The following is a 24,800-nucleotide window of genomic DNA, read 5'->3' as shown; positions in this document are numbered from 1 at the left end:
GCGCTCGTGACGTTGAATGGAGCTCTGCTGCCAGGCCTCGACGGATTTGGGCGTCAATGTCAGCGCGATGAAATGGCCGCGACCGGATCGTTGACTATCAAATTGATTGCAGGCGCCCTACCTTGGGAAGCCAAGTCAGCGGTCCCCGATCATCGACCTGAAACTTGCGAGTAGCATCCGCAAGCCCGGCTGCGCTGCTTCCCGTAGCGCGGTCTCCACGGGGAACCACCGTGTCTTACGGACATGCTTCTCCGGAAACTTGTCCGCGATCCTCGAGACCTTAAAAAGGTGGACGGCCACGTGGTATTGGTTGGGACTCGTGTCCTTGCGATAAGAAAACGTACCGAATACGGCCTCGTCCACGACGCCTACGACCCCAGCCTCCTCGAACGCCTCTCTTAGCGCCGCGGCGCTGCTGGCCTCACCACTTTCGACGCGCCCCTTCGGAATGCCCCATCGACCGTTCCGTCGGCTGCCCACAAAAAGGATCTCAACTCGACCGTTTTCGTTCCGACGGTAGCACAGAGCACCAGCCTGCGCGACATCGCGACCAGACCCGGTTTTCGTAAGTTCCGTCTGGGCGTTTTCGTTGAGCATCGTCCGCCTCCGGTTTCGAAGCCCGCGCAAGCTAGCTGGGCAACGTTGAAGAGTCCAGTTTGCTTCATCACGTCGTGACGCGACCGAACTATGACGGAACCTCCAGCGTTGATGAGCGTCCAATCAGAATGGAGCCTGCCTTGCCATCAGAAATCGAAATCAAGCTCGACCTCTCTAACGAAGCCCTTGAGAGCCTTTTGGGTTCCGATCTTCTCGGAGAGCCTGACGAGGCACTGCAGCAGTCCTCGACCTATTTCGAGACGGACGATCGTCGGCTGTCGGAGAAAGGGTTTTCTCTGCGTGTCCGCTCTACCGGCGCTTCCCACGTCCAGACTGTGAAGGCATCCGGACCGGCGAAATCACTGTTTGTCCGTTCAGAATGGGAGACTCCCATTGAAGGCAATGAACCGGTCCTCGACCATACGAGCCCCCTCATAAGCGAGTTCGGACCGGAACTTGAGGTGGAAGCCGCTTTCACCGTGTTCATTGAGCGCCGCGTCTGGAACATCGAGTTGAACGGCTCTCGGCTGGAGGTGGTCGTCGATCGGGGAGACGTAGTGTCTGGCAACAGGCGCTCGCCTGTTCAGGAAATCGAGGTTGAACTGAAGGACGGCGATCCGAAAGACCTGTTCATCTTCATTCGTAAGATCGACGCGATCGCGCCTTTCCGGTTCGGCATTCAGTCCAAGTCAGAACGGGGCCTCGCGCTTCTGGACAGGCAGCAATTCATGTTCAAGGCAGAGCGCCTCGATCTCGACCGAAACATCAAGGCATCTGCCGCCTTTCGAGAGATCGCCGCGTCCTGCTTTCGGCAGTTCCGTCTCAACGAAGAGATCCTTCTCCAGCGACGAAATTCGGAAGCCCTTCATCAGGCGCGGGTAGCTCTGCGGCGTCTCCGCTCTGCGTTCTCGCTGTTCAAACCGCTCTTGACGGGCGACGAGCCGAGTAGGCTGCAGGGGGAGCTTCGCTGGCTCGCTGGCGTCCTAGGTGAAGCGCGTAATCTCGACGTCCTGCTGATGAAGGCGGAGGACTCCGACCTTCGGGCCAAGCTCAAGGATGCCCGCAACACGGCATACGGCGACGCTGTCGAGGCTCTGGGGTCGGCGCGAGCGCGCGCGCTCACTATCGATTTCAACCAATGGCTTCAATGTGACCTCGATCGCGCTGGCGGCAGCGCGGCTTCCGAAGACACATCGGCTTCGGAGTTCGCCGCGAAGGCCCTCGACAAGATGCGTAAGAAGCTAAAAAAGCATGGCAGTGCGCTGGCCGAGACCGACGACGAGCATCGTCACCAGGTTCGCAAGGACGCCAAAAAGCTTCGCTACGCGGCTGAATTCTTCGGATCTCTGTTCGACGACAAGCGCGGCGCCCGTCGGCACCGGAAATTTATCGCAGCGATGGAGGAGCTGCAGGACCATCTTGGAGCGTTGAACGATCTGGCTATGGGACCGGACGTGCTTGAGCAGCATGGACTGGCCGACCACCCTGCTCGAGATTCTGTCGTTTCCCACGATGACAAAAATGCGTTGATCCGCATGGCGCAGTCCTCAGTAGATGAGGTCATCGACACGAAGCGCTTCTGGCGCTGACATGAGGACGCCACGAACCTTGAGCGAAGGAACCTCGGTCTATCCGCCACGGTCGAGAACGTCGATGAACATGAGCAGACACGATGAATGAGATTGACGTCTATCCGAAGCCGATCCAGCAGTATGGTGCATTGTGTTTCCGAAACACGCCCAAGGGGCCACAGGTGCTTCTCATCACGACGCGGGAGACGAGACGTTGGATGATCCCAAAGGGCTGGCCGATATCAGGTCTGAAGCCGCGCAAGGTGGCAGAACGTGAGGCCTGGGAGGAAGCTGGCGTGATCGGGAGGGCGAAGAAGAAGCCCTTCGGCGAGTTCCTCTATGACAAGCTGATGCAGGACGGAAGTGGAGCGCGACCCGTCGTTGCCGTCTTCCTACTGGAGGTCCGCCGTAGCCGAAAGCGCTTTCCCGAAATGGCGGAGCGAGATTCCGTGTGGCTGACGCCGATTGAGGCCGCCCGCCGCGTAGACGAGCCGGACCTTGAGCGCCTGCTGCTGAAGTTTGGACGAATGGTCGAGCGCGGGAGACGGCTTCCCTAGCTCGACGGTCGCGGATTATCGATCTCGGGGCGCCGGAAACGTCCTCGGATCCACCGTCAACTGGTTTCTCGGCAGATGGATCGAACGCTTTCGAAGCCGCCGCCGGTTCCCTGTCAAACCCGGCGCGCTGGAACGCGGCCAGCGATGGTACAGCCGATATGGCAAGTGGTCGCTGCTGGCGAGTTGGCTGCCGATCGTCGGCGATCCGATCACCGTCGTCGCCGGCGTGTTGCGCGAGCCGCTCCCGAACTTCGTCCTCCTGGTGGCGATCGCCAAGGCCGGACGCTATATCGTGCTGGCAGCGGCAACCACGGGACTGGCCTGATGCCCTGGCAGCAGATCGTCGAATTCCAGCGCGACATCTATTTGGCCTTCGCCGACCACATCAAGGCGTTCGCGCAGGGCGGCGGCTGGCTCGCCTTTCTGGCATTCCTGCCGATGGGAATTGCCTTCGGTGCAGTCCATGCCCTGACGCCCGGTCACAGCAAGTCGGTCCTCGCCACCTATCTCACGGGCTCTTCGATGAAGGCGCACAAGGCGCTGCTGGTGTCGATGGCGCTGTCGTTCACGCATGTGTCCATGGCGGTCCTGATCGCGCTGCTCGCCCTGCCGCTGGTCTCGCATTCCTTCGTCGACGCGGGCTCGGCTCCCGCCCTCCAGGCGCTCAGCCGTGGACTGCTCGGCGTGATCGGCCTGTGGATGCTCGGCAGCGCGCTGTTCCGCCATGCCCACACCCATTCGAGCAGCGAAGGCGTCGTCGTAGGATTCCTTGCCGGTCTCATCCCCTGTCCTCTGACGCTCTTCATGATGACCTTTGCGATAATCCACCAGGTCGTCGTCACGGGACTGCTCTTCGCGGTGTCGATGATGATCGGCGTCTGCCTGACGCTATCGGCGGTCGCACTTCTGGCGGTCGCCTTCAGGGAGCAACTCGGGCGACTGATGCGCAGCAGACCGCGGCTGCTTGCGGCGGCCTCCAAATCGATCGAGGCCGTCGCCGGAGCGATCCTTCTCGCGGTCGCTGGGTTCGAGCTTTCGAGGTGGGCCGGCCTCGCCTTCCTGTTCGGATGGGTCAGCAATGTTGCGATCTGGTTCCAGCAGACCTTTCCGATCTTGATGCAGAGCGGCTAGGCCACCGGCTGCCGACTTTCCATACATGTGACAGGTGGTGCGTGGGCTCCTCCGTTTCCTCCCGCGCCGTCGCTCGTCGTGTGCACGAACCGACGGGCAATGCGGCTTTTTGCGGGGCCTTTCGAGAAAAGCGTCCCACGTTGCGGGATAGCCCAGTTGTCAAAGGGCACTCCTCAGCACTCGCAGAACATCTGGCATCCGCCCACCGACCCTGCCATAAATGAGCTTCATCGAGGGAGGCATCGTGATGCAGAGGAATGCGCCGGACTTCAGCCTTGAGGGCAAGGTGACCTTAGTGACGGGAGCAAGCCGTGGGATCGGTCGAGCTTGCGCACTTGCCTGTGCCGCAGCAGGTTCCGATATCGTTTTGGGAGTCCGCGATGTCGCAGCGTCGGCGGGCCTGGTTGCTGAACTGGAGGGCGCGGGACGAAAAGTTCTGCCCGTTGAACTGAACATTCCCAATAAGGCCCATATCGCGCAAGCCGTTGGCGCGGCGATTGCGACGTTCGGCCGGATCGACATCCTCGTCAACAATGTCGGCGTGGCTCCGGGCAATCTCGCGGAACTCGTCGAAGAGAAGGACCTTGACGAGATACTCGATGTCAACATCAAGGGTACCTTTCTGATGACGCAGGCTGTGGGCCGTCACATGATCAAGCGCAACGGCGGCAGGATCATCAACATCAGCTCACAGGCCGGTACCGTGGCACTGCGCGGCGAGGCAATCTATTGCATGAGCAAGGCGGCCATCAATCACCTCACGCGTTGCCTTGCAGCCGAATGGGCACGCTATAACGTCACCGTAAATACCGTATCGCCAACCTTCATTCACACCGATGGCACAGCACCTTTTCTATCCGATGCCGACAATCTCGAAGCGACGCTCGCTCACATTCCGCTCGGCCGGATCGGCGAAACCGATGATGTGGTGGGTGCCGTCGTCTTCCTTGCATCACCGGCTGCGAGCCTGATCACCGGCGCTAATCTGCTGGTGGACGGTGGATGGTCCGTCGCCTGAAATCCCCGAGGAGTCGATTTCTTGGCGACTTGCAGACGCCAATGAGGGATCTAGATTCCCTGGATGAAAACCTTCGAATCCGACAACGGCTCTCGGCAGAATTCGCTTCGTCAGGTGCTGCGCAAGCTCGATAGGGCCGACGGCAGGCAGGCGGTCGCCTTTCGGCTGGTATTTGCTGCCATTGACGTCGCCATTCTCGCCTTCTTCCTGCTCGGCCCGTACCTGCGATCCGGTCCGTCCTATCTGATCATCGACTATGCGATAGCAGTGTGGATCGCCGCCGAGATGGTGGGCCGGGCGATCGCCGCATTCTCTCTGCGCGAGTGGTTTCGGCGGCCGATGACCTGGATCGACTTTGTGGTGCTGGCCACGCTGTTGCTGCCGGACCTGCTCTACAATTTCGCTTTCCTGCGGATCATGCGGTTCTGGGCGATCGGCAGGAGTCCGCTGCTTAGGGACTTGCTGCGCAAGGCCGGCTATTCATACCTTCTCGACGTCGTCCGGGCGGTAATCAATTTCCTTGTGTTCCTCTTCATGGCAACCGGGTTCGTCTATACGTCCTTCTTCTACAACAGGGAGGGAGGCGAAGGATTCGTCGATGCGCTATACTTCACGGTCGCGACGGTGACGACGACGGGATTCGGAGACATCACGCTTCCGGGAACGCTGGGCAAGCTCACTTCCGTTGTGACGATGATCGTCGGCATTTCCCTTTTCGTCAGGCTTGCTCAGGCAGTGGTCCGCCCTCACAAGGTGACCTATTCCTGCCACCGATGCGGCCTTCAACGCCATGACGCGGACGCCGTTCATTGCAAGGCGTGCGGAGAGGTCTTGAACATACCGGACGAGGGATCGTGACTGTCGACCCTGGCTAGACGATACGCCAGAAATTCGCACGCAGTCGTTGTCTAGAGCGGTTCAGCTTTCGGAAACGCAGAATCGCTCTAACTTTTTGTTTTAAAGCGATTCCGGACGGAAAACCGCCTTCGCACTTTTCCTGGAATTGCTCTAAGAGGGCGCCCAAGATCGTATTGGGACAACCAGTGAACGTGGAATCTTGCAAGCGAGCCACGTCTTCAGGTTGGAGCGCAGCCCCGCAGATGTTGTTGTGCCAGCTCATTGGTTTGCGCCGCCCTGGCGCACCATTTCAAATCGGGTCCGTCGGATTGCAGCCCGCCCATACCGGGGAGCACGCCGCTGCCGCCGACATCATCCTGTCGCGAGAGGATTATCCGCATCGTGGGCTGTTGCGAGATCGGTCGCCAGTTCATACGTTCTGTCATCCAACCTCACAGGAGCAGAAGATGCAGATCGACCTCACAGGCAAGATCGCCCTGGTTACCGGATCCACTGAAGGCATTGGATACGCAATCGCCCGCCAGCTCGCGAGGGCGGGTGCGGACGTGGTGGTCAACGGCCGGTCCGAAGAAAAGACCGCAAAGGCCGCCGACCGCCTGAAAGGCGAAGGCGCCAAGGGAAGCGTGACCGCGGCGGCAGCGGATCTCGCGACCGCTGGCGGATGTGACGCTCTTGTCGCCCAAGTTCCTGACGTCGACATCCTCATCAACAACGCGGGCATCTTCCAGCCGCTAGACTTCTTCGATGCGGACGACGAGGTATGGGACCGACACTGGCAGGTGAACGTTATGTCCGCCGTCAGGCTTTCGCGCGCATATCTTCCGGGCATGCAGAAGCTCGATTGGGGCCGCGTCATCTTCATCGCGTCTGAATCCGGCTTTAACATTCCGGTCGAGATGATCCACTACGGTGTCAGCAAGACCGCAGACATCGCGGTTGCCCGCGGCCTTGCTAAACGCATGGCTGGCACGGGCGTCACCGTGAACTCCGTCCTTCCCGGCCCCACGCTTTCGGAAGGCGTCGAGGCGATGCTCGCCGAGGAACGTGCGAAGACGGGGAAACCGATCGAGGAGGTGGCGGCGGACTTCGTCAAGAAGCACCGCGCCGGTTCGATCATCCAACGGGCCGCGAGCGTCGAGGAAATTGCCAATCTCGTAACCTATCTGGCCTCCCCTTTGGCGTCCGCAACGACTGGAGCTTCGATGCGCGTGGACGGAGGCCTGATCGACACGCTCTGACGGACTCCACCGACCGGCCACTGAACCGTCTTCGTCGGAAGTTGTCTCCGCAATGCGCTGCAGTGGCGGGCTATTTGGCAGCCTCCGAAGTCCTCCTATTCTTACCGTTTCGCAGACCAGTCGCTTGTCGAAAATACGGAGCTCGAAGTAGCCTCGATCTTTCGGCCCGCCATGGTCCGTTGGCCCGGCTAAACCACGGCACGTCAAGGAACCGCTGGCGACCGCCAAAGTTTAGCTTTGAGAACATCAGCGCAGATGAGTTCAATGGAAAACGCGGCGAAAGACTTGGCGAACAACGTCGACGGCTCGATGGCCGTCGCGTCGCGGCAATCGACGACTAGCTTGGGAATTCGGCATGAACATCGAGACGATCCTTTTCGGGCCGAGCGACTGGGTCCCGAACAACCCGCATCTTCCTGTATTGCTTTACAGAGGGCTGTTTGCTGACGGCAGACCGACCGATTTCGAACGTCGCTTCGCGGCAAACGGTTGGACAGGCATCTGGACAAACGGTGTCTTCGATTATCAGCACTACCATTCCGGTGCCCATGAAGTGCTGAGAATTGCACTTGGTAGCGCCACGCTGCTGATTGGTGGTCCCGGGGGGCAAGCAATAGCGGTGGCGGCCGGAGACTGTATGGTGCTACCAGCCGGGACAGGGCATCAGAATCTCGGCTGCACGTCGAACTTCCAGGTCATCGGCGCTTATCCTAAGGGACAGCATGCCGACATTCAGACTTCGGCTGCTTCAAGCGAAACGCTGACGAAAATCTCGTCAGTACCCCTACCCCACACCGATCCCGTTCAAGGACCATCGGGATTTCTCATCGAGAAATGGCGGTAGCAGGCTTGCCGCGTTCGCTGATCTGATCGGCTCCACCTCCATCAGCACCACGCCGGCAGTAAAAAGCCAGGCCTGCACCTATGCCGTGGTATGGCTTGCCCTGTCCCTCGGCCCCACCCGCCCTTATCCCTCGACCAATCGATCGCAAACACGGCTCCATGTAGCGTCGTCGATGCCGTGTTTAAGGCGGCGGTCAGAAGGAGACGAACATGAACCTTGAAACAAAGATGAGCCTGGAAAACACCGCACACACCGGCAGACCTCGGCTCGACGAATTGGTTCCGTCGCGCTACGCGGTGCAGGTCGGCGAGATTGAGGTGCTGGTGGTCAGCGACGGAGTGCTACCGCTCCCTACCGCGATGCTGGGACACAACATCGATCCCGCCGTCCGAGCGGCCTGGCTGAAAGACATGTTCCTGCCGGCGGATGCTTTCGACTGGGCGCTGAACGTGGTCGTGGTACGCAGCGGCGACCAGACCATACTCCTCGACGCCGGGCTGGGGATCGACCCAGACTTGCATCTGCCACGGGCGGGGCAGCTGATCAAGCGATTGGAAGCCGCCGGCATCGATCTTGCGTCGGTGACCGACGTGGTGCTGACCCACATGCACATGGACCATATTGGCGGGTTGCTCGTCGACGGGGTGAAGGACCAGTTGCGTCCGGATCTGCGGATCCACGTGGCGGCGGCCGAGGTCAAATTCTGGGAGGCGCCCGATTTTTCCCGTGTCTCCATGCCGCCGGGGTTCCCGGACGCGCTTCGGGCGACTGCCAAGCGGTTCGCCGAAGGGTATCGCAGCCACTTCAGGCTGTTCGATGACGAGTACGAGGTGGCGCCGGGCGTTGTCGTCCATCGCACCGGCGGCCACACCCCCGGGCACAGCGTGATCCGCGTGGCGTCCGGCGGCGACAGGCTGATGTTTGCCGGCGACGCCGTGTTCGCGGTCGGGTTTGAACATCCCGACTGGTTCAACGGTTTCGAACATGACCCCGAGGAGGCGGCGCGCGTTCGGGTTCGTCTTTTGCGGGAACTGGCGGGGACCGGCGAGCAGCTGGTGGCGACGCACCTGCCGTTCCCGTCCGTCGGCCGGGTGGCGGTCGACGGCGACGCCTTTCGTTGGGTGGCGGCCTTCTGGGACTACTGATCGCTTGTCGGGTTGGGATCTTAGAGCGTGTACTCATCGCGTAAATGAGTCCACGCTCTATCGATTTGTGTCTGCACAATTCCGGACGCAAAACCGCTACACACTTTTGCTGGAATTGCTTTGTTTCTACGCAATTCCGGGCGCAAAAACAGCTACACAGTTTCGTTGGAATTGCTTAAGTCAGATCCTGACCCGCCGATCATCCCCGCGCCCTGGAAGACCTCTTGGCCGAAATCGTCAGCCTGCTATTGCCGTTCTTCGGCCTGATCCTGATCGGATACATCGCCGCCAAGGCGACGAAGCAGCCGGCCGAAGCGCTCGGCTGGCTGAACACCTTCATCATCTATGCCGCCCTGCCCGCTCTGTTCTTCAAGCTGGTCTCGCGCACGCCGATCGAAGAACTGACGCGCGTCGATTTTATCGCCACCGATATCGCGGCGACCTATGCAGTCTTCATCCTGCTTTTCGCCATCGGCCGCCTGGTGCGCGGCAATTCGCTTGCCGATTGCACCATCCAGTCCTTTGCCGGCGCCTATGGCAATATCGGCTATTTGGGACCTGGCCTGGCGCTATTAGCGCTCGGCGAAGGCGCTGCCGTCCCGGTGGCGCTGATCATCTGCTTCGAAAACGCGCTGCATTTCATCGTGGCGCCGGCACTGATGGCGGCTGCCGGCGACGACAAGCGTTCAACAGGCCAGCTTGTCGCCGATATCGTCCGGAAGGTCGCGCTGCATCCCTTCATCCTGTCGACGGCGGCAGGCTTTGCGGTGGCCGCCTTGCACATCGACCAGCCGCTGGCGTTTCAGCGCCTCGTCGATTATCTCGCCCAGGCGGCGGCTCCTTGCGCGCTTTTTGCCATGGGCGTGACGCTGGCCCTGCGGCCTCTGAAGCGGATCCCGGCAGAAATCCCCTATATCGTGCCGGCGAAGCTAATCCTGCATCCGATCGCGGTTTTCATTGCGCTGACGGCGGTGGGTGGTTTCGAGCCGGTCTGGATCCAGGCCGCCGTGCTGCTCGCCTGCCTGCCGACCGCGACCAATGTCTTCGTCATCGGTCAGCAATATGGCGTCTGGCAGGAGCGCGCCTCGGCGACGATCCTGATCACGACGGTGTTTTCGGTGGTGACTGTTTCGCTCTGGCTGATCGTAATCCGCTCAGGCCTTCTTCCGCTTCAGCTTTTCCCGTAGCGCATCCGGAATATCGCGGAAGCCGAGGCCGGGCTCGATGCCTTCGCGCATGACGATATTGCGCAGCGGCGGTATCGCCGAGAGGATATGCAGGCCGGCAGCCCGCAGCATCTGGACGGGCAGGAAATCCGAAAGCAGCGAGCGGTTGAGAAGATCGACACTGGCCGTGCGCGTCATGATATCGGCGCGACGCTTGCGGTCGAAGCTTTCGCCGGCGTCGGCCGGGACCGGCAGTTCCGCCCGGTCGCAAAGGATATCGGCAAGCGCCATGATATCGCGCAGGCTGAGGTTCAGCCCCTGCGCCCCGATCGGCGGGAAGACATGGGCAGCCTCGCCGATCAGCGCGACGCGCCCCTTGCCGAAACGATGCGCCATCATGCCGGACAGCGGCCAGACCTGGACGCCCTCCTCGACATCAACCTTGCCGAGCATGGATTGCATGCGCGCCTCGACAAGAGCGCCGAGTTCGGCAAGCGGCAATTCCAGGCGGCTTGCCGCCTCAGCGGGATCCTGTACCCAGACGAGGCTGGAGCGGCTCCCCGGCAGTGGCACCTGCGTGAAGGGGCCGTGTTTGGTGTGGAATTCGGTCGAGATATTCTGGTGCGGCAGCGAATGGGCGAAATTCAGCACCATGGCCCACTGCGGATAGGACCAGTTGCGCACGGTAATGCCTGAGGTCTCGCGCAGCTTCGAGCTGCGGCCATCGGCGCCGACGGCAAAATCGGCCGACAGCGTCTCGCCGCCGGTAAGGGTAATCGAGACTGACACGGCTGATATCTCGATCGATTCGGCCATACCGGTGAAGCGGGTGATATTGCCCTCGCCGGCAGCGGCCTCCTCGAGGATATCGATCAGCGCCCTGTTGGGGAAATTGTAGCCGAAGGCGTCCAGGCCGACATCGGCCGCGCGGAAGGTGGTGGTCGGCGCGCGCAGCAGCCTGTCGGTGCCGTCGACGATCCGCATGCTGGTGAGAGGGGCGGCTGCGGGACGAAGCTTTTCCCAGAGGGCCAGGCGGTCGAGGAAGCGGATCGACTGATCCATCAGCGCCGTGGTGCGCCGATCCTCCTTCGGAGCAATGGGGGCAACCAGCGCCACGCTGCGACCACCGCGTGCCAGCGCGATTGCGGCGATCATGCCGGCTAGACCGCCACCGATCACCGCCACTTCGAATGTCTTCATGCTATCGTTCCGCCATCGTAATAAGGCGGACCGGTCGCTTATGCGGCCGGCTTCGCCTGACGGCGCCAACTATAGCCCTTGCCGGCTTCGGCGTCACGCACTGCCGGCTGATAATGATGGGGAATGGCGGGAAGACGGTTTTCGGCCAGACGCTTCAGCGCCGTGGGATTGTTGACCGAAAAGCTGTCGATGCCGACGCGCAGCATCAGCGGGATCTGATCGATCAGCACATCGCCGACGGCGCGCAGCTCGTTGGTGTAACCCAGGCGCTGGCGCAGCAGCGAGGCATGGCTGAAGGCGCGGCCGTCATTGAAAGCCGGAAAGGCGACGGCGACGATTTCGAGGCGATAGAGGTAAGGCTCCAGCCGGCGCACGTCGTCGGCCGGCTTGATCAGCACACCGAGGCCGACATCGTTGCTTTCGTCGGCCTTGGCGATCAGTTCGTCGAGACCCAGCAGCGGCTTCTGCTCCTCGGTCGCCTTTACTTCGTCGGTCTCGATCACCCAGGGATCGTTTTCGACAAAACCGGTTTCTCTCCAGATCTTCGTCATCATCCCCTCCTTATGCCGCTTCGGCCGCCGCGCCATAGAGCGCGGTCTTGAAAGGCTGCGGTCCGACGCGGCGATAGGCGGCAAGGAAGTTCTCGGATTGATCGAGGCGCAGGCCGAGATAGGTGTCGACGATCGTCTCGATCGCATCCGTCACCCGGTCCGGCTCGAAGCCGCGGCCGATGATCTCGCCGATCGAGGTATGTTCGTCGCCGGAGCCGCCGAGCGTGATCTGGTAGAGTTCGGCGCCCTTCTTCTCCACACCGAGCAGACCGATATGGCCGACATGGTGATGGCCGCAGGCATTGATACAGCCGGAGATCTTGATCTTCAGCTCGCCGATCTCTGCCTGGCGTTCGGCATTGCCGAAGCGGCGCGAGATTTCCTGCGCCAGCGGAATGGAACGCGCATTGGCGAGCGCGCAGTAGTCCAGCCCGGGACAGGCAATGATATCGGTGATCAGGCCGGCATTGGCTTCGGCGAGATTGATGGCGACGAGGCTGCGATAGACGGCTTCGAGATCGGCAAGTGCCACATGCGGCAGGATCAGGTTCTGCTCATGGCTGACGCGGATTTCGTCGAAGGCATATTCCTCGGCGAGATCGGCGATCGCATCCATCTGCGCATCGGAGGCATCGCCCGGAATGCCGCCGATCGGCTTCAGCGAGATCGTCACCATACCGTAATCGGGGTTCTTGTGCGGCTGCACGTTCTGCTGGACCCAGCGGGAGAAACCGGAATCGGCCTTCTTCCAGCGGGCGAGGTTTTCCCAGCCTTCGGCCCGCTGGGGCAAATCAGGCGGCGCGAAATAGGCAGCGATCGACTGGACGTCCTTTTCCGGCAGTTTGAGCTCGGTATCCTTCAGCGCTGCGAATTCGGCCTCCACCTGGCGTGTCAGCTCCTCGGTGCCGGTTTCATGCACGAGGATCTTGATGCGGGCCTTGTACTTGTTGTCGCGGCGGCCGTGCAGATTGTACACGCGCACGATGGCCGTGGTGTAGGAGAGCAGGTCTTCCTCAGGCAGGAAGTCACGGATCAGCTTGGCGATCATCGGCGTACGGCCCTGGCCGCCGCCGACATAGACGGCAAAACCGATCTCGCCCTTGTCGGTCTTTTTCACATGCAGGCCGATATCATGGACCTGGATTGCGGCGCGGTCGCGCTCGGCGCCGGTGACGGCGATCTTGAACTTGCGCGGCAGGAAGGAGAATTCCGGGTGGACCGACGACCACTGGCGCAGGATTTCGGCGTAAGGACGCGGATCTGCGACCTCGTCGGCGGCGGCACCCGCGAAGTGATCGGCCGTGACGTTTCTGATGCAGTTGCCCGAGGTCTGCAGCGCATGCATCTCGACGCTGGCAAGGTCGGCCAGCGCATCTGGAATGTCGGACAGTTTCGGCCAGTTGAACTGCAGGTTCTGGCGCGTGGTGAAATGGCCGTAGCCACGGTCATAGGTGCGGGCGATATGGGCGAGCATGCGAAGCTGGCGCGAGCTCAGCGTGCCATAGGGAATGGCGATGCGCAGCATGTAGGCGTGGAGCTGCAGGTAGACGCCGTTCATCAGGCGCAGCGGCTTGAACGCGTCCTCGGCGAGCTCGCCGGAAAGGCGGCGCTGGACCTGATCGCGAAACTGCTCGACGCGCTCGGTAACAAAGGCATGGTCAAATTCGTCGTAACGGTACATCGTCTTCCTCAGACTGCAATGAATTCGGGATCGGCAGGAGCGTAGCCCGGGGCATATTCCATGGTCGGGCCCTGTGCGCGGATGCGCTCGCGAAGGCGAAGCGGCCAGAGAATGCCGTTGGTTTCCTGAACGTCGACGACGGCGACGTCGACGACCTCGTTGTCGGCATAGGATTTCTTGCCGATCGCCTCCAGCGCCGCAACGGCTTCGGCATGACGGGCAACGAGCGCCTCCTGCAGCGAGGTGGACCACTTGCCGTTTGCATCCAGCCAGACGGCAATGCCGTCCGTCAGCCGGTTGGCGGTCAGAACCTTGTCACCCATATTCAGCTCCTTGCAAGTTCCTCAAGCCGGGCGTTTGCGCGCACCAGTGGCTCGGACAGTTCGAAATTGGCGCCGGCGACCGCATCGCCGATGATGACCATGACAGGTCCGGTCAACTCGTCGCGGCGCTGCAGATCGGGCAGGTCGGCGAGCGTGCCATGCAGCAGGCGGCGATCGGCGCGGCTGGCATTTTCGATGACGGCGACGGTGGTTTCGGCGGGAATGCCCGCCTGCATCAGCCGCTCAGCGACGGAGGCAGCAACCGTGCGGCCCATATAGACGGCGATCGTCGCGCCGGAAACGGCAAGGCTTGCCCAATCGGGCAGTACATCGCCGGTGAGATCATGGCCTGTGGTGAAGACCAGCGAGGAGGCGACGCCGCGCAGCGTCAGCGGCAGCTCGAAATCGGCAGCGGCGGCGAAAGCCGAGGTGATACCGGGCACGACCTCATAGGTGACGCCCGCAGCGCGCAGTGCGGCCATCTCTTCGCCTGCCCGGCCATAGACCAGAGGATCGCCGGATTTCAGGCGCACGACCCGCTTGCCCTGGCGGCCGAGATCGACCAGCAGGTCGTTGATTTCTTCCTGGGACTTCGAGTGGCAGCCCTTGCGCTTGCCGACGGAGAGCCGCTCGGCATCACGGCGGCCCATATCGACGATGGCCTGCGGCACCAGCGCGTCATAGACGATGACGTCGGCTTCCATCATCACGCGCTGGGCGCGCAGCGTCAGCAGATCTTCGGCACCCGGTCCGGCGCCGACCAGCCAGACGTGGCCAGCGACCTTGTCCATCGCGTGCAGCAGCCGGTCGGCGGCATGGCGGGCCTGCGGCAGGTTGCCGTTGGCGACCGCATCGGCAACGGCACCGGAAAAGAAACGGCGCCAGAAGACCCGGCGGGAGACGCCTTTCGGAATCAGTTGTTCGACGGCCTTGCGGTAGCTCGTCGCCAGCCCGGCAAGGCGGCCGAGCGAGGGCGAAAGAAGCTGGTCGATCTGCGCGCGGATCATCTGCGCCAGAACCGGCCCTGCCCCTTCAGTGCCGATCGCAACGGCGACTGGCGCGCGGTTGACCAGTGCCGGCGTGAAGAAATCGCAGTAATCCGGCTGATCGACGGCATTGGCCGGAATTCTGGCAGCGCGGGCAGCATCGACGATGCTGCGGTCGTCGGCCTCATTGCCGGTTGCGGCGAAGACGAGTGCTGAACCCTCGACCTGTTCGGCCGAGAAGGCAGCGCGCACGGTCTCGATCCGGTTGGCAATCAGGAAGGCATGGTAATCGGCTTCCGGCCGGTCGGCATAGGCGACAATCCGCGCCCGCGTGTTGAGCAACAGCCGCACCTTGGCGAAAGCTTCGTCGCCATTGCCGAAGACAGCCGTCTTCTGGCCTTCCACGCGAAAGAAGGCGGGAAATACCGAAAGCTGTTCAGTCTTGGGAGGCATCATCAATCCACTTCGAGGTTGCCGGAATATGCCCTTGATCGACAAGGGATTGAAGGAACAGAAATTCGAAAGCCCAAGCAAGCGGGTATTCTTTTGCTCGTGCCGTCAATGATTTGAGAAAAGTCACCCGTGCGGCCCAAAAGCCGCATATTTCTCAGCCCGCTTGCTGCAGCGCAGTATAAAGCCTGTGACAAAAGACGTCCACCGGCGCTTGACGCATTTCACTCGCACCGCCAAGGCGATAGACTGAGGAAAACTGGAGGGTCCTCATGCCTGATAAGACCATTGCCTCCCGCCTGCTTTCGGTCATGGAAGACGATATCCTGCCGCTGACGGAGCGTGGCGTTTTGCTTGGCAACAAGGTGTTCGGTGCGGCGATCTTAAGGAAATCCGATCTTTCGCTCGTCGTCGCCGAGACCAATAACGAGCTGGAAAATCCGCTCTGGCACGGCGAGGTCCATACGCTGAAGCGCTTCTACGAGCTTGGCGACAAGTCGCCGACGAAGGATTTGATCTTCCTTTCGACGCACGAGCCCTGCACCATGTGCATGTCGGCGATCACCTGGGCCGGCTTCGACAATTTCTACTATTTCTTCAGCCACGAGGATTCGCGCGATGCCTTTGCCATTCCGCACGACCTGAAAATCCTGAAGGAGGTCTTCGGGCTTGAACCCGGCGGCTACCGCAGGCAAAACGCCTTCTGGAACAGCTTTGCCATTGCCGATCTCGTCGAGACCGAAGAGGCTCAGTTGAAGACCGCGCTGAAGGCGCAGACCGCCCGCATCAAGGCGCGCTACGACGCGCTATCGACCAGCTACCAGTCATCGAAGAGCGCCAACGACATTCCCCTGAATTGAGGGCCGCTGAACTGAGGCCATCGAACTGAAGCCCCCTGAACCGAGGCAACATGCAACCTTCCAAAGACATTTCGCGGCTGATCGAGATCATGGCGGCGCTGCGTCATCCCGAAACCGGCTGCCCCTGGGACATCGTGCAGAGTTTCGAGACGATCAAGCCCTATACGATCGAGGAGGCCTATGAGGTTTCCGACGCAATCGAGCGTGGCGACATGGACGATCTCTGCGACGAGTTGGGCGATCTGCTGCTGCAGGTGGTCTTTCACGCACGCATGGCCGAGGAGGCCGGCGAATTTTCCTTCGGCGACGTGGTCAACGCCATCACCGCCAAGATGATCCGTCGCCACCCGCACGTCTTTGCCCGCTCGGCGGCGGATACGCCGGACGCGGTGAAGAGACAATGGGACGAGATCAAGCAGGCGGAGAAACGCGAGCGCGCCGAGCGACGGTCACCGCGTGGCATCACCGAGGACTTCAATAGCGGCTTCCTCGGCTCGGTGCAGCGCAGCTTCCCGGCTTTGACGGAAGCGCTGAAGCTGCAGGAACGCGCCGCCAAGGTCGGCTTCGACTGGTCAGCGCCCGAGCCGATCCTCGACAAGATCGAGGAGGAGATCGGCGAATTGCGGGTAGCCCTTCGCGAAGGCGATCAGGCAAAAGTCAGCGACGAACTCGGCGACCTGATCTTCGCAGTCGTCAATATCGGCCGGCATGTGAAGGCCGATCCGGAACAGGCGCTGCGTGGCACGAATACGAAATTCCGGCGTCGCTTCAGCCATATAGAACAGGTTCTTGAAGCAGAGGGCGAGACGCTGGAGGCAGCCACTCTCGAACGCATGGAAGAAATCTGGCAGGCGGCGAAGGCGATTGAAAGAGCTATGACGTCGGGGGTTGAGTAAGCGGAACGTTGCCACATCTCCCTTCCCACCGGGGGGAAGGGAATGCCTTACCGCTCCCAATCTTCCTTTGAAGACTTCTGTCCGTTGCCGATGCGGCGTTCGAGTTCGGTTGCCTCGGTTTCGGAGAGGCGCAGATCGAGCGTGATCGTGCCGTCCTCATTATCCTCGCGGCTGTCGACGATCGCGTGATCGTAAAGCCAGGGCAGCAGCGCCAGCTTGTCGACCGGAAGGCGGATCGTTGCTACGGTCATGACGCCTGACAGTCTGCGGCTGATCTCTTCCATCAGCGTGTCGACGCCCTCGCCGCTGACGGCGGAAACCGCGACCACGTTGCTGGCGCCGGCCGATTTCTGCACCATGGTGTCGTGCACCTCGGGCTCCAGCCGATCGATCTTGTTCCAGACCTCGATCAGCCGTTTTTCGGCTTCGGCCTCGTCGATGCCAAGATCGTTCAGGATGCGCATCACGTCGGAGCTCTGCGCCTGGTTGTCGGCATCGGACATGTCGCGGACATGCAGGATGAGATCGGCTTCCAGCACCTCTTCCAGCGTCGCCCGGAAGGCGGCGACCAGATGGGTCGGCAGGTCGGAGATGAAACCGACGGTGTCGGAGAGGATGACGGTGCGGCCGTGCGGCAGCTTCATGCGCCGAAGGGTCGGGTCGAGGGTTGCAAAGAGCATGTCTTCGGCCAGCACGCCGGCGCCGGTGATGCGGTTGAAGAGCGTCGACTTGCCGGCATTGGTATAGCCGACCAACGCCACGATCGGGTGCGGCACCTTGCGGCGCTTGGCGCGGTGGAGCTGGCGGGTGCGCACAACTTGCTCCAGCTCGCGTTCGAGCTTGATGATGCGGTCCTGCAGCATCCGCCGGTCGGCTTCGATCTGGGTTTCGCCCGGGCCGCCCATGAAGCCGCCACCGCCGCGCTGGCGTTCAAGGTGGGTCCAGCTTCGGACCAGGCGGCCCTTCTGATAATTCAGATGGGCGAGGTCGACCTGCAGCGTGCCTTCCTTGGTGGAGGCGCGGCGGCCGAAGATTTCGAGGATGAGACCCGTCCGGTCGATGACCTTGGCGTTCCATTCCTTTTCGAGGTTGCGCTGCTGCACCGGCGTCAACGGATGATCGACGATGACGAGACCGGAATCGCGCTCGTCGAGCAGCGCCTTGATCTCCTCGATCTTGCCGGTGCCAAGCAGCGTGGCCGGTCTCGGATCATTGACCGGGACGATCGAGCCATTGACGACATCGAGATCGATCGCCTGGGCAAGGCCCGTCGCCTCTTCGAGCCGGCTTTCCGGCGTGCGGGTCGAGGCCGATTCGCTCTGGCCGCCGCGACTGCGCGATTTCAGAACCGGCACGACGACGGTCGCGCGCATGTCGTCCCTGTGCTTGGCGGCCTCAGGGATGATCGAATCGTTCTTGGTATCGCGTGTCGAAATGACGGCTGATCCTGTTAGGACGCGGCTTCTTCGCTCTCGAACATCTGCATGGGCTGGCCCGGCATGATCGTCGATATCGCATGCTTATACACGAGCTGCGAGTGGCCGTCACGGCGAAGAAGAACACAGAAATTGTCAAAAGACGTAACAACGCCCGTGAGTTTCACGCCGTTGATCAGAAAGATTGTCAGGGAAATCTTTTGCTTGCGAACAGTATTGAGAAATAAGTCCTGAAGATTCTGAGAACGTTCCGCCATCGCGCCGCTTCTTTCTTTATTGCCGACCTGATCTGGCCGGTAGAATATCAATCAACCTCACCATGCGAAGACCGGTGGCATCCTCATTCCACCTGTCCAGCAAATCTTGGTATCAAATCGCAATCTTTTCCGCAACGTCGAAAAAGGCCTCGCGGACTTTCTGCGAAACGCTGCCTGGATGACCGTTGGCAATGGGCTGGCCATCGACGGAAACGACTGGAAAACAAATGCTTGTGGCTGCAGTGAGGAAGACCTCGCGGGCTGCTAGCATTTCCGAAACGGAGAAGTTCCGCTCGGTGATCGTCAATCCCAGCTTGGCTCCGACATCCATCAGAGTGGTGCGGGTAATGCCGCGCAGGATGCCGTGTTCGGCCGGTCGCGTGACCAGCGTTCCGTCCGGATCGACGATCCAGACATTGGTCGCCGCCCCTTCCTTCACCATGCCGTCGCCGTCGACATAGATCGCTTCCTGGGCGCTGGCCTCCTTCGCCTGCTGGCGGGCCATGGCATTCGGCAGCAGGCCGATGGACTTGATGTCGACGCGATCCCAGCGATTGTCGACAAGGGTGATCGCCTTGATGCCGTTAGCGTTCTTGGCAGCGATGATCCTGGCATCGGTGCTCTTGGCGGTAATGACAAGCGAGGGCGGCGTCCCCTCGGCCGGGAAGACATGATCGCGGCGGGCGACGCCGCGCGTCACCTGCATGTAGAAAAGCCCGTTGCGGACATGGTTGCGGCGCAGCGTCTCGCGAATGACCTGCGTCAGCGCCGCCCGGCCCATCGGCCAGGCGATGCGCAACTCGCTAAGCGATCGGTCGAGACGGTTCAGATGGCGCGTGAGGTCGACGATATAGCCGTGGCGCACTTCGCAGACCTCGTAGACGCCATCGGCAAACTGGTAGCCGCGATCCTCGATATGCACACTGGCATCGGAATGCTTGACGTAACGGCCATTCACATAGGCAATTCTCGGCATGGGAAACCTGGTCTTCCGGGAAGCAATATGGGACGCGGCGCGGCGTCGGCCGCGCCGGAAACGATCAGACTCCGAGCGACTTCAGCTTGCGGTGAAGCGCCGAACGCTCCATGCCGACGAATTCCGCGGTGCGCGAGATATTGCCGCCGAAGCGGTTGATCTGGGCGATCAGATAATCCTTCTCGAACATCTCGCGGGCTTCGCGCAGCGGCAGCGTCATGATGTGATAGTCGTTCTTGGCGGACACCTTGGGCAGCATGTCGCCGAGATCGGTCGGCAGCATGTCGGCGGTGATCGGCGCATCGGGGCCGTCGGTGCGGGCAAGGATCATCAGCCGCTCGATATTGTTGCGCAACTGGCGGATGTTGCCGGGCCAGTCATGCGCCTGCAGCACGGCCATGGCGTCGTCGCCGATACGGCGCGGACGGATGCCGGCCTGCTCGGATATCTGGCGCATCAGTTGGTCGACGAGGAAGGGAATGTCCTCGCGCCGTTCGGCAAGTGCCGGCACACGCACCGGCACGACAGCGAGGCGGTGATAGAGATCTTCGCGGAACCATCCCTCGGCGATGCGGCTCTCGAGATTGTAGGCGGTCGAGGAGATGATGCGGACATCGACCTTGACGCGCTTGGAACCGCCGACCCGCTCGAACTGCTGATCGACCAGCACGCGCAGGATCTTGTTCTGCGTCTCGCGCGGCATTTCGCCGACTTCGTCGAGATAGAGGATGCCGCGATGGGCTTCCTCGAGCGCGCCGATCTTGCGCGCCTGGCCGGGCGTGCCCTCGGTGCCGAACAGCGCCACTTCCATGCGGTCGGGCGTGATATTGGCGGCGTTGATCGCAACGAAGGGGCCGTTGGCGCGAGCCGACTTCTTATGGATCATCCGCGCCACCAGCTCCTTGCCGGAACCCGACGCGCCGAGGATCATGATGCGGCTGTTGGTCGGTGCAACCTTCTCGATCGTCTGGCGCAGCTGCGAAACGGCAACCGAGGTGCCGATCAGCTCCAGCGCGTCGCCGGTGCGGCGCTTCAGATCGGAGACCTCGCGCTTCAGCTTGGAATTCTCCAGCGCGCGTTCGGCGATCAGGATCAGCCGGTCGGCCTTGAAGGGCTTTTCGATGAAATCGAAGGCGCCACGCTTGATCGCCGAGACGGCGGTCTCGATGTTGCCATGGCCTGATATCATCACCACGGGCAGTTCCGGATGGCGGGTCTTGATCTCGTCGAGCAGCGACAGACCATCGAGCTTGCTGCCCTGCATCCAGATATCGAGGAAGATCAGCCGCGGCACGCGATCGGAAATCGCCGCCAGCGCGCTGTCGCTGTCATGAGCCGTGCGCGTCTCGTGCCCTTCGTCGGAGAGAATGCCGGAAACGATCTCGCGAATATCGTGCTCATCGTCGACGACGAGAATATCAGAGGCCATAAACGCTTTCCTTGTCATTGGCTGCGGGAGCAGCAGGCGTCGGATCCAGGCGTGGCAGATGCACGCGGATCATGGCCCCTCTTCCCCGGTCAAAATCGGCGGGCGCATCATGCAGCTCGAGCTGCCCGCCATGTTCCTCGATGATCTTCTTGACGATGGCGAGGCCGAGGCCGGTGCCCTTCTCGCGCATCGTCATATAGGGTTCCAGAATGCTGTGACGGTTCTCCACCGGCAGGCCGCGGCCATTGTCGATCACGTCGACGGTGAAGCGATCGCGGCCGGTATCGAGTGCGGCGCGGACGAGAACCTTGCGTTCGTCCCGCTCGTCGCTCGGAACGGCCTCGATCGATTCGACGGCATTCTTGATGAGATTTCCGAAAGCCTGGCCGAGCATGCGGCTGTCGAACAGACCCTCCAGCGGCTGGTCGCCGAAATCCTGCTCGAAGGTGACGTGATGGTTGCCCATTTCGCGTAGGAAGATCGCGTCGCGCAGAATATTGCGCAGGTCGCTCGGCTCCTTGGTCGGCTTCGGCATGCGGGCGAAAGCGGAGAATTCGTCGACCATGCGGCCGATATCGCCGACCTGGCGGATGATCGTATCCGTGCACTGGTCGAAGACCGTCCGGTCATCCGGGTCGATCTGCTTGCCGTAGCGGCGCTGGATGCGCTCGGCGGACAGCTGGATCGGCGTCAGCGGGTTCTTGATCTCATGAGCGATGCGCCTTGCCACGTCGCCCCAGGCGGTCGAGCGCTGGGCGATGACGAGATCAGTGATGTCGTCAAGCGTGATCACGTAGGACTCGCTCATGTCGCGCACTTCCTCGCGGGTCACCTGCACGCTCAGTGTCCTCACAGTGCCGCCGCGCACCAGCGCGATCTGCTTGCGGAAGTCGCCGCGATGACGCACCGCCGCCTCGGTCAGCACGTGATCGACCTCCGGCGCGATGTCGACCAGCTGCTTTCCGAGCATCTCGTCGGCCGACAGCGACATCAGCGTCTCGGCCGAGCTGTTGACGATGGCGATGCGGCGGTCCTGCTCGACGCCGATGACGGCGGCAGTGACACCCGATAACACCGCCTCGATGAACCGGCGGCGGTCGTCGACCTCGTCCTTGGCCTCGAGGATCTCGTCGCGCTGGGTGCGGATTTCCGAGATCATCTTGTTGAAGGTGCGCGACAGATTGGCGACGTCGCCGTCGACGGCATGCACCGGCACAACGATATCCATATTGCCCGATGCAACGCTGTCGGCCGCCGTGATCAGCAGGCGGATCGGCCGGACGATGCGGTCGGCGACGGCGATTGCGGTCCAGATCGCCGCCAGCAATACGATTAGCGCGAAGCCGATATAGAGCACGGCAAAGGCGACCTGCAGCGAGAAGCGATTGGCCTCCATCGAGCGGTATTCGGTGGCGTTCTCCTCCATCATGCGCATAGCGCCCATGACCTTGGGATCGACGGCGCGCACCGTGTAAAGGAAGGTGCCCTGGATGGCATCGAGCTTGATAATGGCGCCGACGAGGTTAGTGACGCCCGGCGGGATCAGCGTCGGCTGGCCGGCAGCCGCCTTTTCCAGCGCGTCCTGCGGAATGGCCGGCAGCGGCTTTTCAGTGGCTATATCGGCCTGGACGATCACCGAGCCGTCGCGCTCGACGAGGAAGGCACCAAGCAGGCCGCGGCCCCTCGCCTGGCGGGTCATCAGATCGGCAAAGCCGGTCCTGTCGAGGCTATAGAGTGCGCGGTTGCGCTCCAGGTCGTTGGCCATGGAGACCGTCTGCCCCTGCAGATAGCTGGCATTCTCCATCATGTAAGCCTGGCCGATATTGCGCGACGAGCTGACAATCGACTGGGTGCGCAGAGCAAACCAGCGGTCGAGACCGGCATTCAGCGTGATACTGGCGAAGATGGCGACGAGGATCGCCGGCGTGATCGCGACGATCGAGAAGAGCACGACGATGCGGATGTGCAGGCGGGCTGCCGCACGGCCGCGAGTGCGCGCCTTGAGCAGCCTTGCCACCTCACGCCCGATCAAGGCGAGCAGCGTCAGGACAAAGAAGGAATTGACGATCACCGAGGTGATGACGACATGGGACGTCGGGGCGATCGGCGTCAGGCCGAGCAGCACGAAAAGCGTGGCCGTGGCGCAGAGAAGCGCGCCGCCGGCGAGCACCAGGCCGGGCACGGCAAAAAGGGCGCGGCGGTCGGTCACCGTCGTCACCGTCTCGCCTGCCGCCGGCGATACCCCATCCTGCGTCATTCGGCCTCTCTTCAGACGGCACCCGCCGCCCTCGCCATCCGATCGAAAACCAAGCAACGCCGGCTTAAAAAAGCCAGCGCTGCAACGACTCGATCGGGAGCGAATTTCCAAAACCCTTGCGTGACCTTTAAGCAACGCATTGTGGCGAAAATGCAACGCGCCTCGTCACATTGTCAAGCCGTGCCTCTCTCGAAAGCCTTAATCTGACCCGCCGAGGAAGGTTTGTTTTCTCTAGAAGCGCCGTGGCCCTTCGGGTTTGTTTCCGACGATCGTGTCGATCCGCTCCAGCACGTCAGACGTCATCTTATCTCGGTGTGAGAGGGCCGCAAGATTGTCCTGCAGCTGGCTGGCGCGCGAGGCTCCAAGAATGACGGTCGAGACGTTGCGGTTGGCGAGGCACCACAAAAGGGCGAGATGCGTGATCGATAGGTCGATCTCGTCGGCGAGCTTTGCCAGCTCGCCAACTTGTTTGAGCTGGGCGCGGCCGGCATCACTGGACCACTTTTCCTTCAGCCATTCATAGCCCGGCAGATTCATACGGCTGTCGGCCGGCACACCATTATTGTATTTGCCGGTCAGGACGCCCGAGGCGAGCGGTGACCAGATCGTGGTGCCAAGGCCGATCAGGTCGTAGAGCGGCAGATAGTCAGATTCGACCTTCTGGCGTTCAAAGATGTTGTACTGCGGCTGCTCCATGGTCGGCGGCGTCATGCGCAAGTCCCGGGCAACGGCATAGGCTTCCGTCAATTGCTGCGCGGACCATTCCGACGTGCCCCAATAGAGCACCTTGCCCTGGGCGACGAGATCGTGCATCGCCCGGACCGTTTCCTCGATCGGTGTGTCGATATCCGGGCGGTGGCAGAAATAAAGGTCGAGGTAGTCGACCTGAAGCCGCTTGAGCGCTGCGTGGCAGGCGTCGGTCACATGCTTGCGCGACAGGCCGCGCTGCGTCGGCTTCTGGCCTCCCCAGAAGACCTTGCTGGAGACGACGAAGCTGTCGCGGCTCCAGCCGAGCCTGCTGAGCGCCTCGCCCATCACGATTTCGGACTTGCCGCTCTCATATCCCTCGGCATTGTCGAAGAAGTTCACCCCGTTGTCATAGGCAAGCTTCATGAGGTCGACGGCGTCGCCTCCATCGACCTGCTTGCCGAATGTCACCCATGAGCCGAAGGAGAACTCGCTCACTTGCAGACCCGACTTTCCCAAACGTCGATATTCCATCATGCAACTCCCGCAAATTATGAACATGTGCCGGCCTGTCACCGGGGTCGGCGTCGCCCGATTGATCGACGACCGATTGGCGTAATCTATGGCATGCGTAACGATATGCGAGGCTCAGCCGGCCAAGTTGACCAAAACACGATGTCGCAGTC

General features: G+C 61.6%; 24 protein-coding genes. 12 read left to right on the top strand and 12 right to left on the bottom strand.

The features are described from left to right. Positions 1-135: 135 nt before the first annotated feature. A complete protein-coding gene (locus RlegSU303_RS10140; RefSeq protein ID WP_231283783.1) occupies positions 136-597 on the bottom strand; it encodes an NUDIX hydrolase in 462 nt (153 codons plus the stop codon). 128 nt (positions 598-725) lie between these two features. On the opposite strand from RlegSU303_RS10140, the gene RlegSU303_RS10135 reads away from it, so the two are divergent. From RlegSU303_RS10135 to RlegSU303_RS10090, 10 genes are all read left to right on the top strand, one after another. After that, positions 726-2,186, top strand: a complete 1,461-nt coding sequence (locus RlegSU303_RS10135; protein WP_331275225.1) for a CYTH and CHAD domain-containing protein — start codon at positions 726-728, stop codon at positions 2,184-2,186. An 83-nt stretch (positions 2,187-2,269) separates the two neighbouring features. Continuing rightward, positions 2,270-2,725, top strand: coding sequence for an NUDIX hydrolase (locus RlegSU303_RS10130; protein ID WP_017960332.1), 456 nt, complete (start codon positions 2,270-2,272; stop codon positions 2,723-2,725). Further along, positions 2,688-3,050, top strand: a complete 363-nt coding sequence (locus RlegSU303_RS10125; RefSeq protein WP_131644023.1) for a YqaA family protein — start codon at positions 2,688-2,690, stop codon at positions 3,048-3,050. The genes RlegSU303_RS10130 and RlegSU303_RS10125 overlap by 38 nt, the downstream gene beginning before the upstream one ends. Then, positions 3,050-3,856, top strand: coding sequence for an urease accessory protein UreH domain-containing protein (locus RlegSU303_RS10120; RefSeq protein WP_222353443.1), 807 nt, complete (start codon positions 3,050-3,052; stop codon positions 3,854-3,856). Before RlegSU303_RS10125 ends, RlegSU303_RS10120 begins: the two co-directional genes overlap by 1 nt. A gap of 247 nt (positions 3,857-4,103) precedes the next feature. Further along, complete coding sequence (locus RlegSU303_RS10115) at positions 4,104-4,874, top strand: SDR family NAD(P)-dependent oxidoreductase (RefSeq protein ID WP_026158671.1); 771 nt, start codon at positions 4,104-4,106, stop codon at positions 4,872-4,874. 63 nt (positions 4,875-4,937) lie between these two features. Further along, positions 4,938-5,732: an ion transporter gene (locus RlegSU303_RS10110; RefSeq protein WP_131630398.1), complete on the top strand. Its 795-nt coding sequence runs from the start codon at positions 4,938-4,940 to the stop codon at positions 5,730-5,732. A gap of 446 nt (positions 5,733-6,178) precedes the next feature. Then, entirely contained in the window at positions 6,179-6,970 is a 792-nt protein-coding gene (locus tag RlegSU303_RS10105; RefSeq protein ID WP_168280311.1) for an SDR family NAD(P)-dependent oxidoreductase, read from the top strand. A 355-nt stretch (positions 6,971-7,325) separates the two neighbouring features. Further along, positions 7,326-7,814, top strand: a complete 489-nt coding sequence (locus RlegSU303_RS10100) for a cupin (protein WP_231283781.1) — start codon at positions 7,326-7,328, stop codon at positions 7,812-7,814. Between the two features lie 209 nt (positions 7,815-8,023). Next, entirely contained in the window at positions 8,024-8,959 is a 936-nt protein-coding gene (locus RlegSU303_RS10095; protein ID WP_231283780.1) for an MBL fold metallo-hydrolase, read from the top strand. Between the two features lie 224 nt (positions 8,960-9,183). After that, a complete protein-coding gene (locus RlegSU303_RS10090; protein ID WP_017960324.1) occupies positions 9,184-10,146 on the top strand; it encodes an AEC family transporter in 963 nt (320 codons plus the stop codon). Here the strand turns inward: RlegSU303_RS10090 and RlegSU303_RS10085 are convergent. Genes RlegSU303_RS10085 through cysG form a run of 5 tightly spaced genes read right to left on the bottom strand, consistent with a single transcriptional unit; the run spans position 10,114 to position 15,319 of the window. Then, the gene (locus tag RlegSU303_RS10085; RefSeq protein WP_168279547.1) at positions 10,114-11,325 is read right to left on the bottom strand and encodes a UbiH/UbiF family hydroxylase; all 1,212 of its coding nucleotides are present in this window, start codon (positions 11,323-11,325) and stop codon (positions 10,114-10,116) included. The two genes, RlegSU303_RS10090 and RlegSU303_RS10085, sit on opposite strands and share 33 nt — an antisense overlap. 38 nt (positions 11,326-11,363) lie before the next feature. Then, positions 11,364-11,876, bottom strand: coding sequence for a DUF934 domain-containing protein (locus RlegSU303_RS10080; protein WP_026158670.1), 513 nt, complete (start codon positions 11,874-11,876; stop codon positions 11,364-11,366). A gap of 10 nt (positions 11,877-11,886) precedes the next feature. Further along, the gene (locus tag RlegSU303_RS10075) at positions 11,887-13,557 is read right to left on the bottom strand and encodes a nitrite/sulfite reductase (protein ID WP_017960321.1); all 1,671 of its coding nucleotides are present in this window, start codon (positions 13,555-13,557) and stop codon (positions 11,887-11,889) included. A gap of 8 nt (positions 13,558-13,565) precedes the next feature. After that, the gene (locus RlegSU303_RS10070) at positions 13,566-13,880 is read right to left on the bottom strand and encodes a DUF2849 domain-containing protein (RefSeq protein WP_011651871.1); all 315 of its coding nucleotides are present in this window, start codon (positions 13,878-13,880) and stop codon (positions 13,566-13,568) included. Between the two features lie 2 nt (positions 13,881-13,882). After that, entirely contained in the window at positions 13,883-15,319 is a 1,437-nt protein-coding gene (gene cysG, locus RlegSU303_RS10065) for a siroheme synthase CysG (protein ID WP_026158669.1), read from the bottom strand. Between the two features lie 269 nt (positions 15,320-15,588). On the opposite strand from cysG, the gene RlegSU303_RS10060 reads away from it, so the two are divergent. Next, positions 15,589-16,176 (top strand): deaminase, encoded by a 588-nt coding sequence (locus RlegSU303_RS10060; RefSeq protein WP_168279546.1) that lies wholly within the window; start codon positions 15,589-15,591, stop codon positions 16,174-16,176. A 50-nt stretch (positions 16,177-16,226) separates the two neighbouring features. Next, the gene (gene mazG, locus RlegSU303_RS10055) at positions 16,227-17,072 is read left to right on the top strand and encodes a nucleoside triphosphate pyrophosphohydrolase (RefSeq protein WP_231283779.1); all 846 of its coding nucleotides are present in this window, start codon (positions 16,227-16,229) and stop codon (positions 17,070-17,072) included. Between the two features lie 47 nt (positions 17,073-17,119). Here mazG and hflX read toward each other — a convergent pair whose 3' ends face one another. The 6 genes from hflX to RlegSU303_RS10025 form a co-directional block, all read right to left on the bottom strand. Further along, positions 17,120-18,445 carry a GTPase HflX gene (gene hflX / locus RlegSU303_RS10050; protein ID WP_017960317.1) on the bottom strand — a complete coding sequence of 442 codons (1,326 nt, stop codon included), beginning with the start codon at positions 18,443-18,445 and terminating at the stop codon, positions 17,120-17,122. Positions 18,446-18,522: 77 nt separating this feature from the next. Then, positions 18,523-18,765: an RNA chaperone Hfq gene (gene hfq, locus RlegSU303_RS10045; protein WP_003539403.1), complete on the bottom strand. Its 243-nt coding sequence runs from the start codon at positions 18,763-18,765 to the stop codon at positions 18,523-18,525. A 112-nt stretch (positions 18,766-18,877) separates the two neighbouring features. Then, on the bottom strand, positions 18,878-19,741 hold the full coding sequence (locus tag RlegSU303_RS10040) for a D-amino-acid transaminase (protein ID WP_017960315.1): 864 nt from the start codon (positions 19,739-19,741) through the stop codon (positions 18,878-18,880). A 64-nt stretch (positions 19,742-19,805) separates the two neighbouring features. Further along, a complete protein-coding gene (gene ntrX, locus RlegSU303_RS10035) occupies positions 19,806-21,170 on the bottom strand; it encodes a nitrogen assimilation response regulator NtrX (RefSeq protein WP_017960314.1) in 1,365 nt (454 codons plus the stop codon). Further along, on the bottom strand, positions 21,160-23,427 hold the full coding sequence (locus tag RlegSU303_RS10030; protein ID WP_131622574.1) for a sensor histidine kinase NtrY-like: 2,268 nt from the start codon (positions 23,425-23,427) through the stop codon (positions 21,160-21,162). Before RlegSU303_RS10030 ends, ntrX begins: the two co-directional genes overlap by 11 nt. A gap of 231 nt (positions 23,428-23,658) precedes the next feature. Further along, positions 23,659-24,648, bottom strand: a complete 990-nt coding sequence (locus RlegSU303_RS10025) for a potassium channel beta subunit family protein (protein WP_131622572.1) — start codon at positions 24,646-24,648, stop codon at positions 23,659-23,661. Positions 24,649-24,800 lie beyond the last annotated feature (152 nt).

Source organism: Rhizobium sp. SU303, assembly GCF_021052345.1.
Taxonomy (GTDB): Bacteria; Pseudomonadota; Alphaproteobacteria; order Rhizobiales; family Rhizobiaceae; genus Rhizobium; species Rhizobium laguerreae.
Note: the sequence above shows the minus strand (reverse complement) of the source record. Positions and strands in the feature narration are given on the sequence as shown.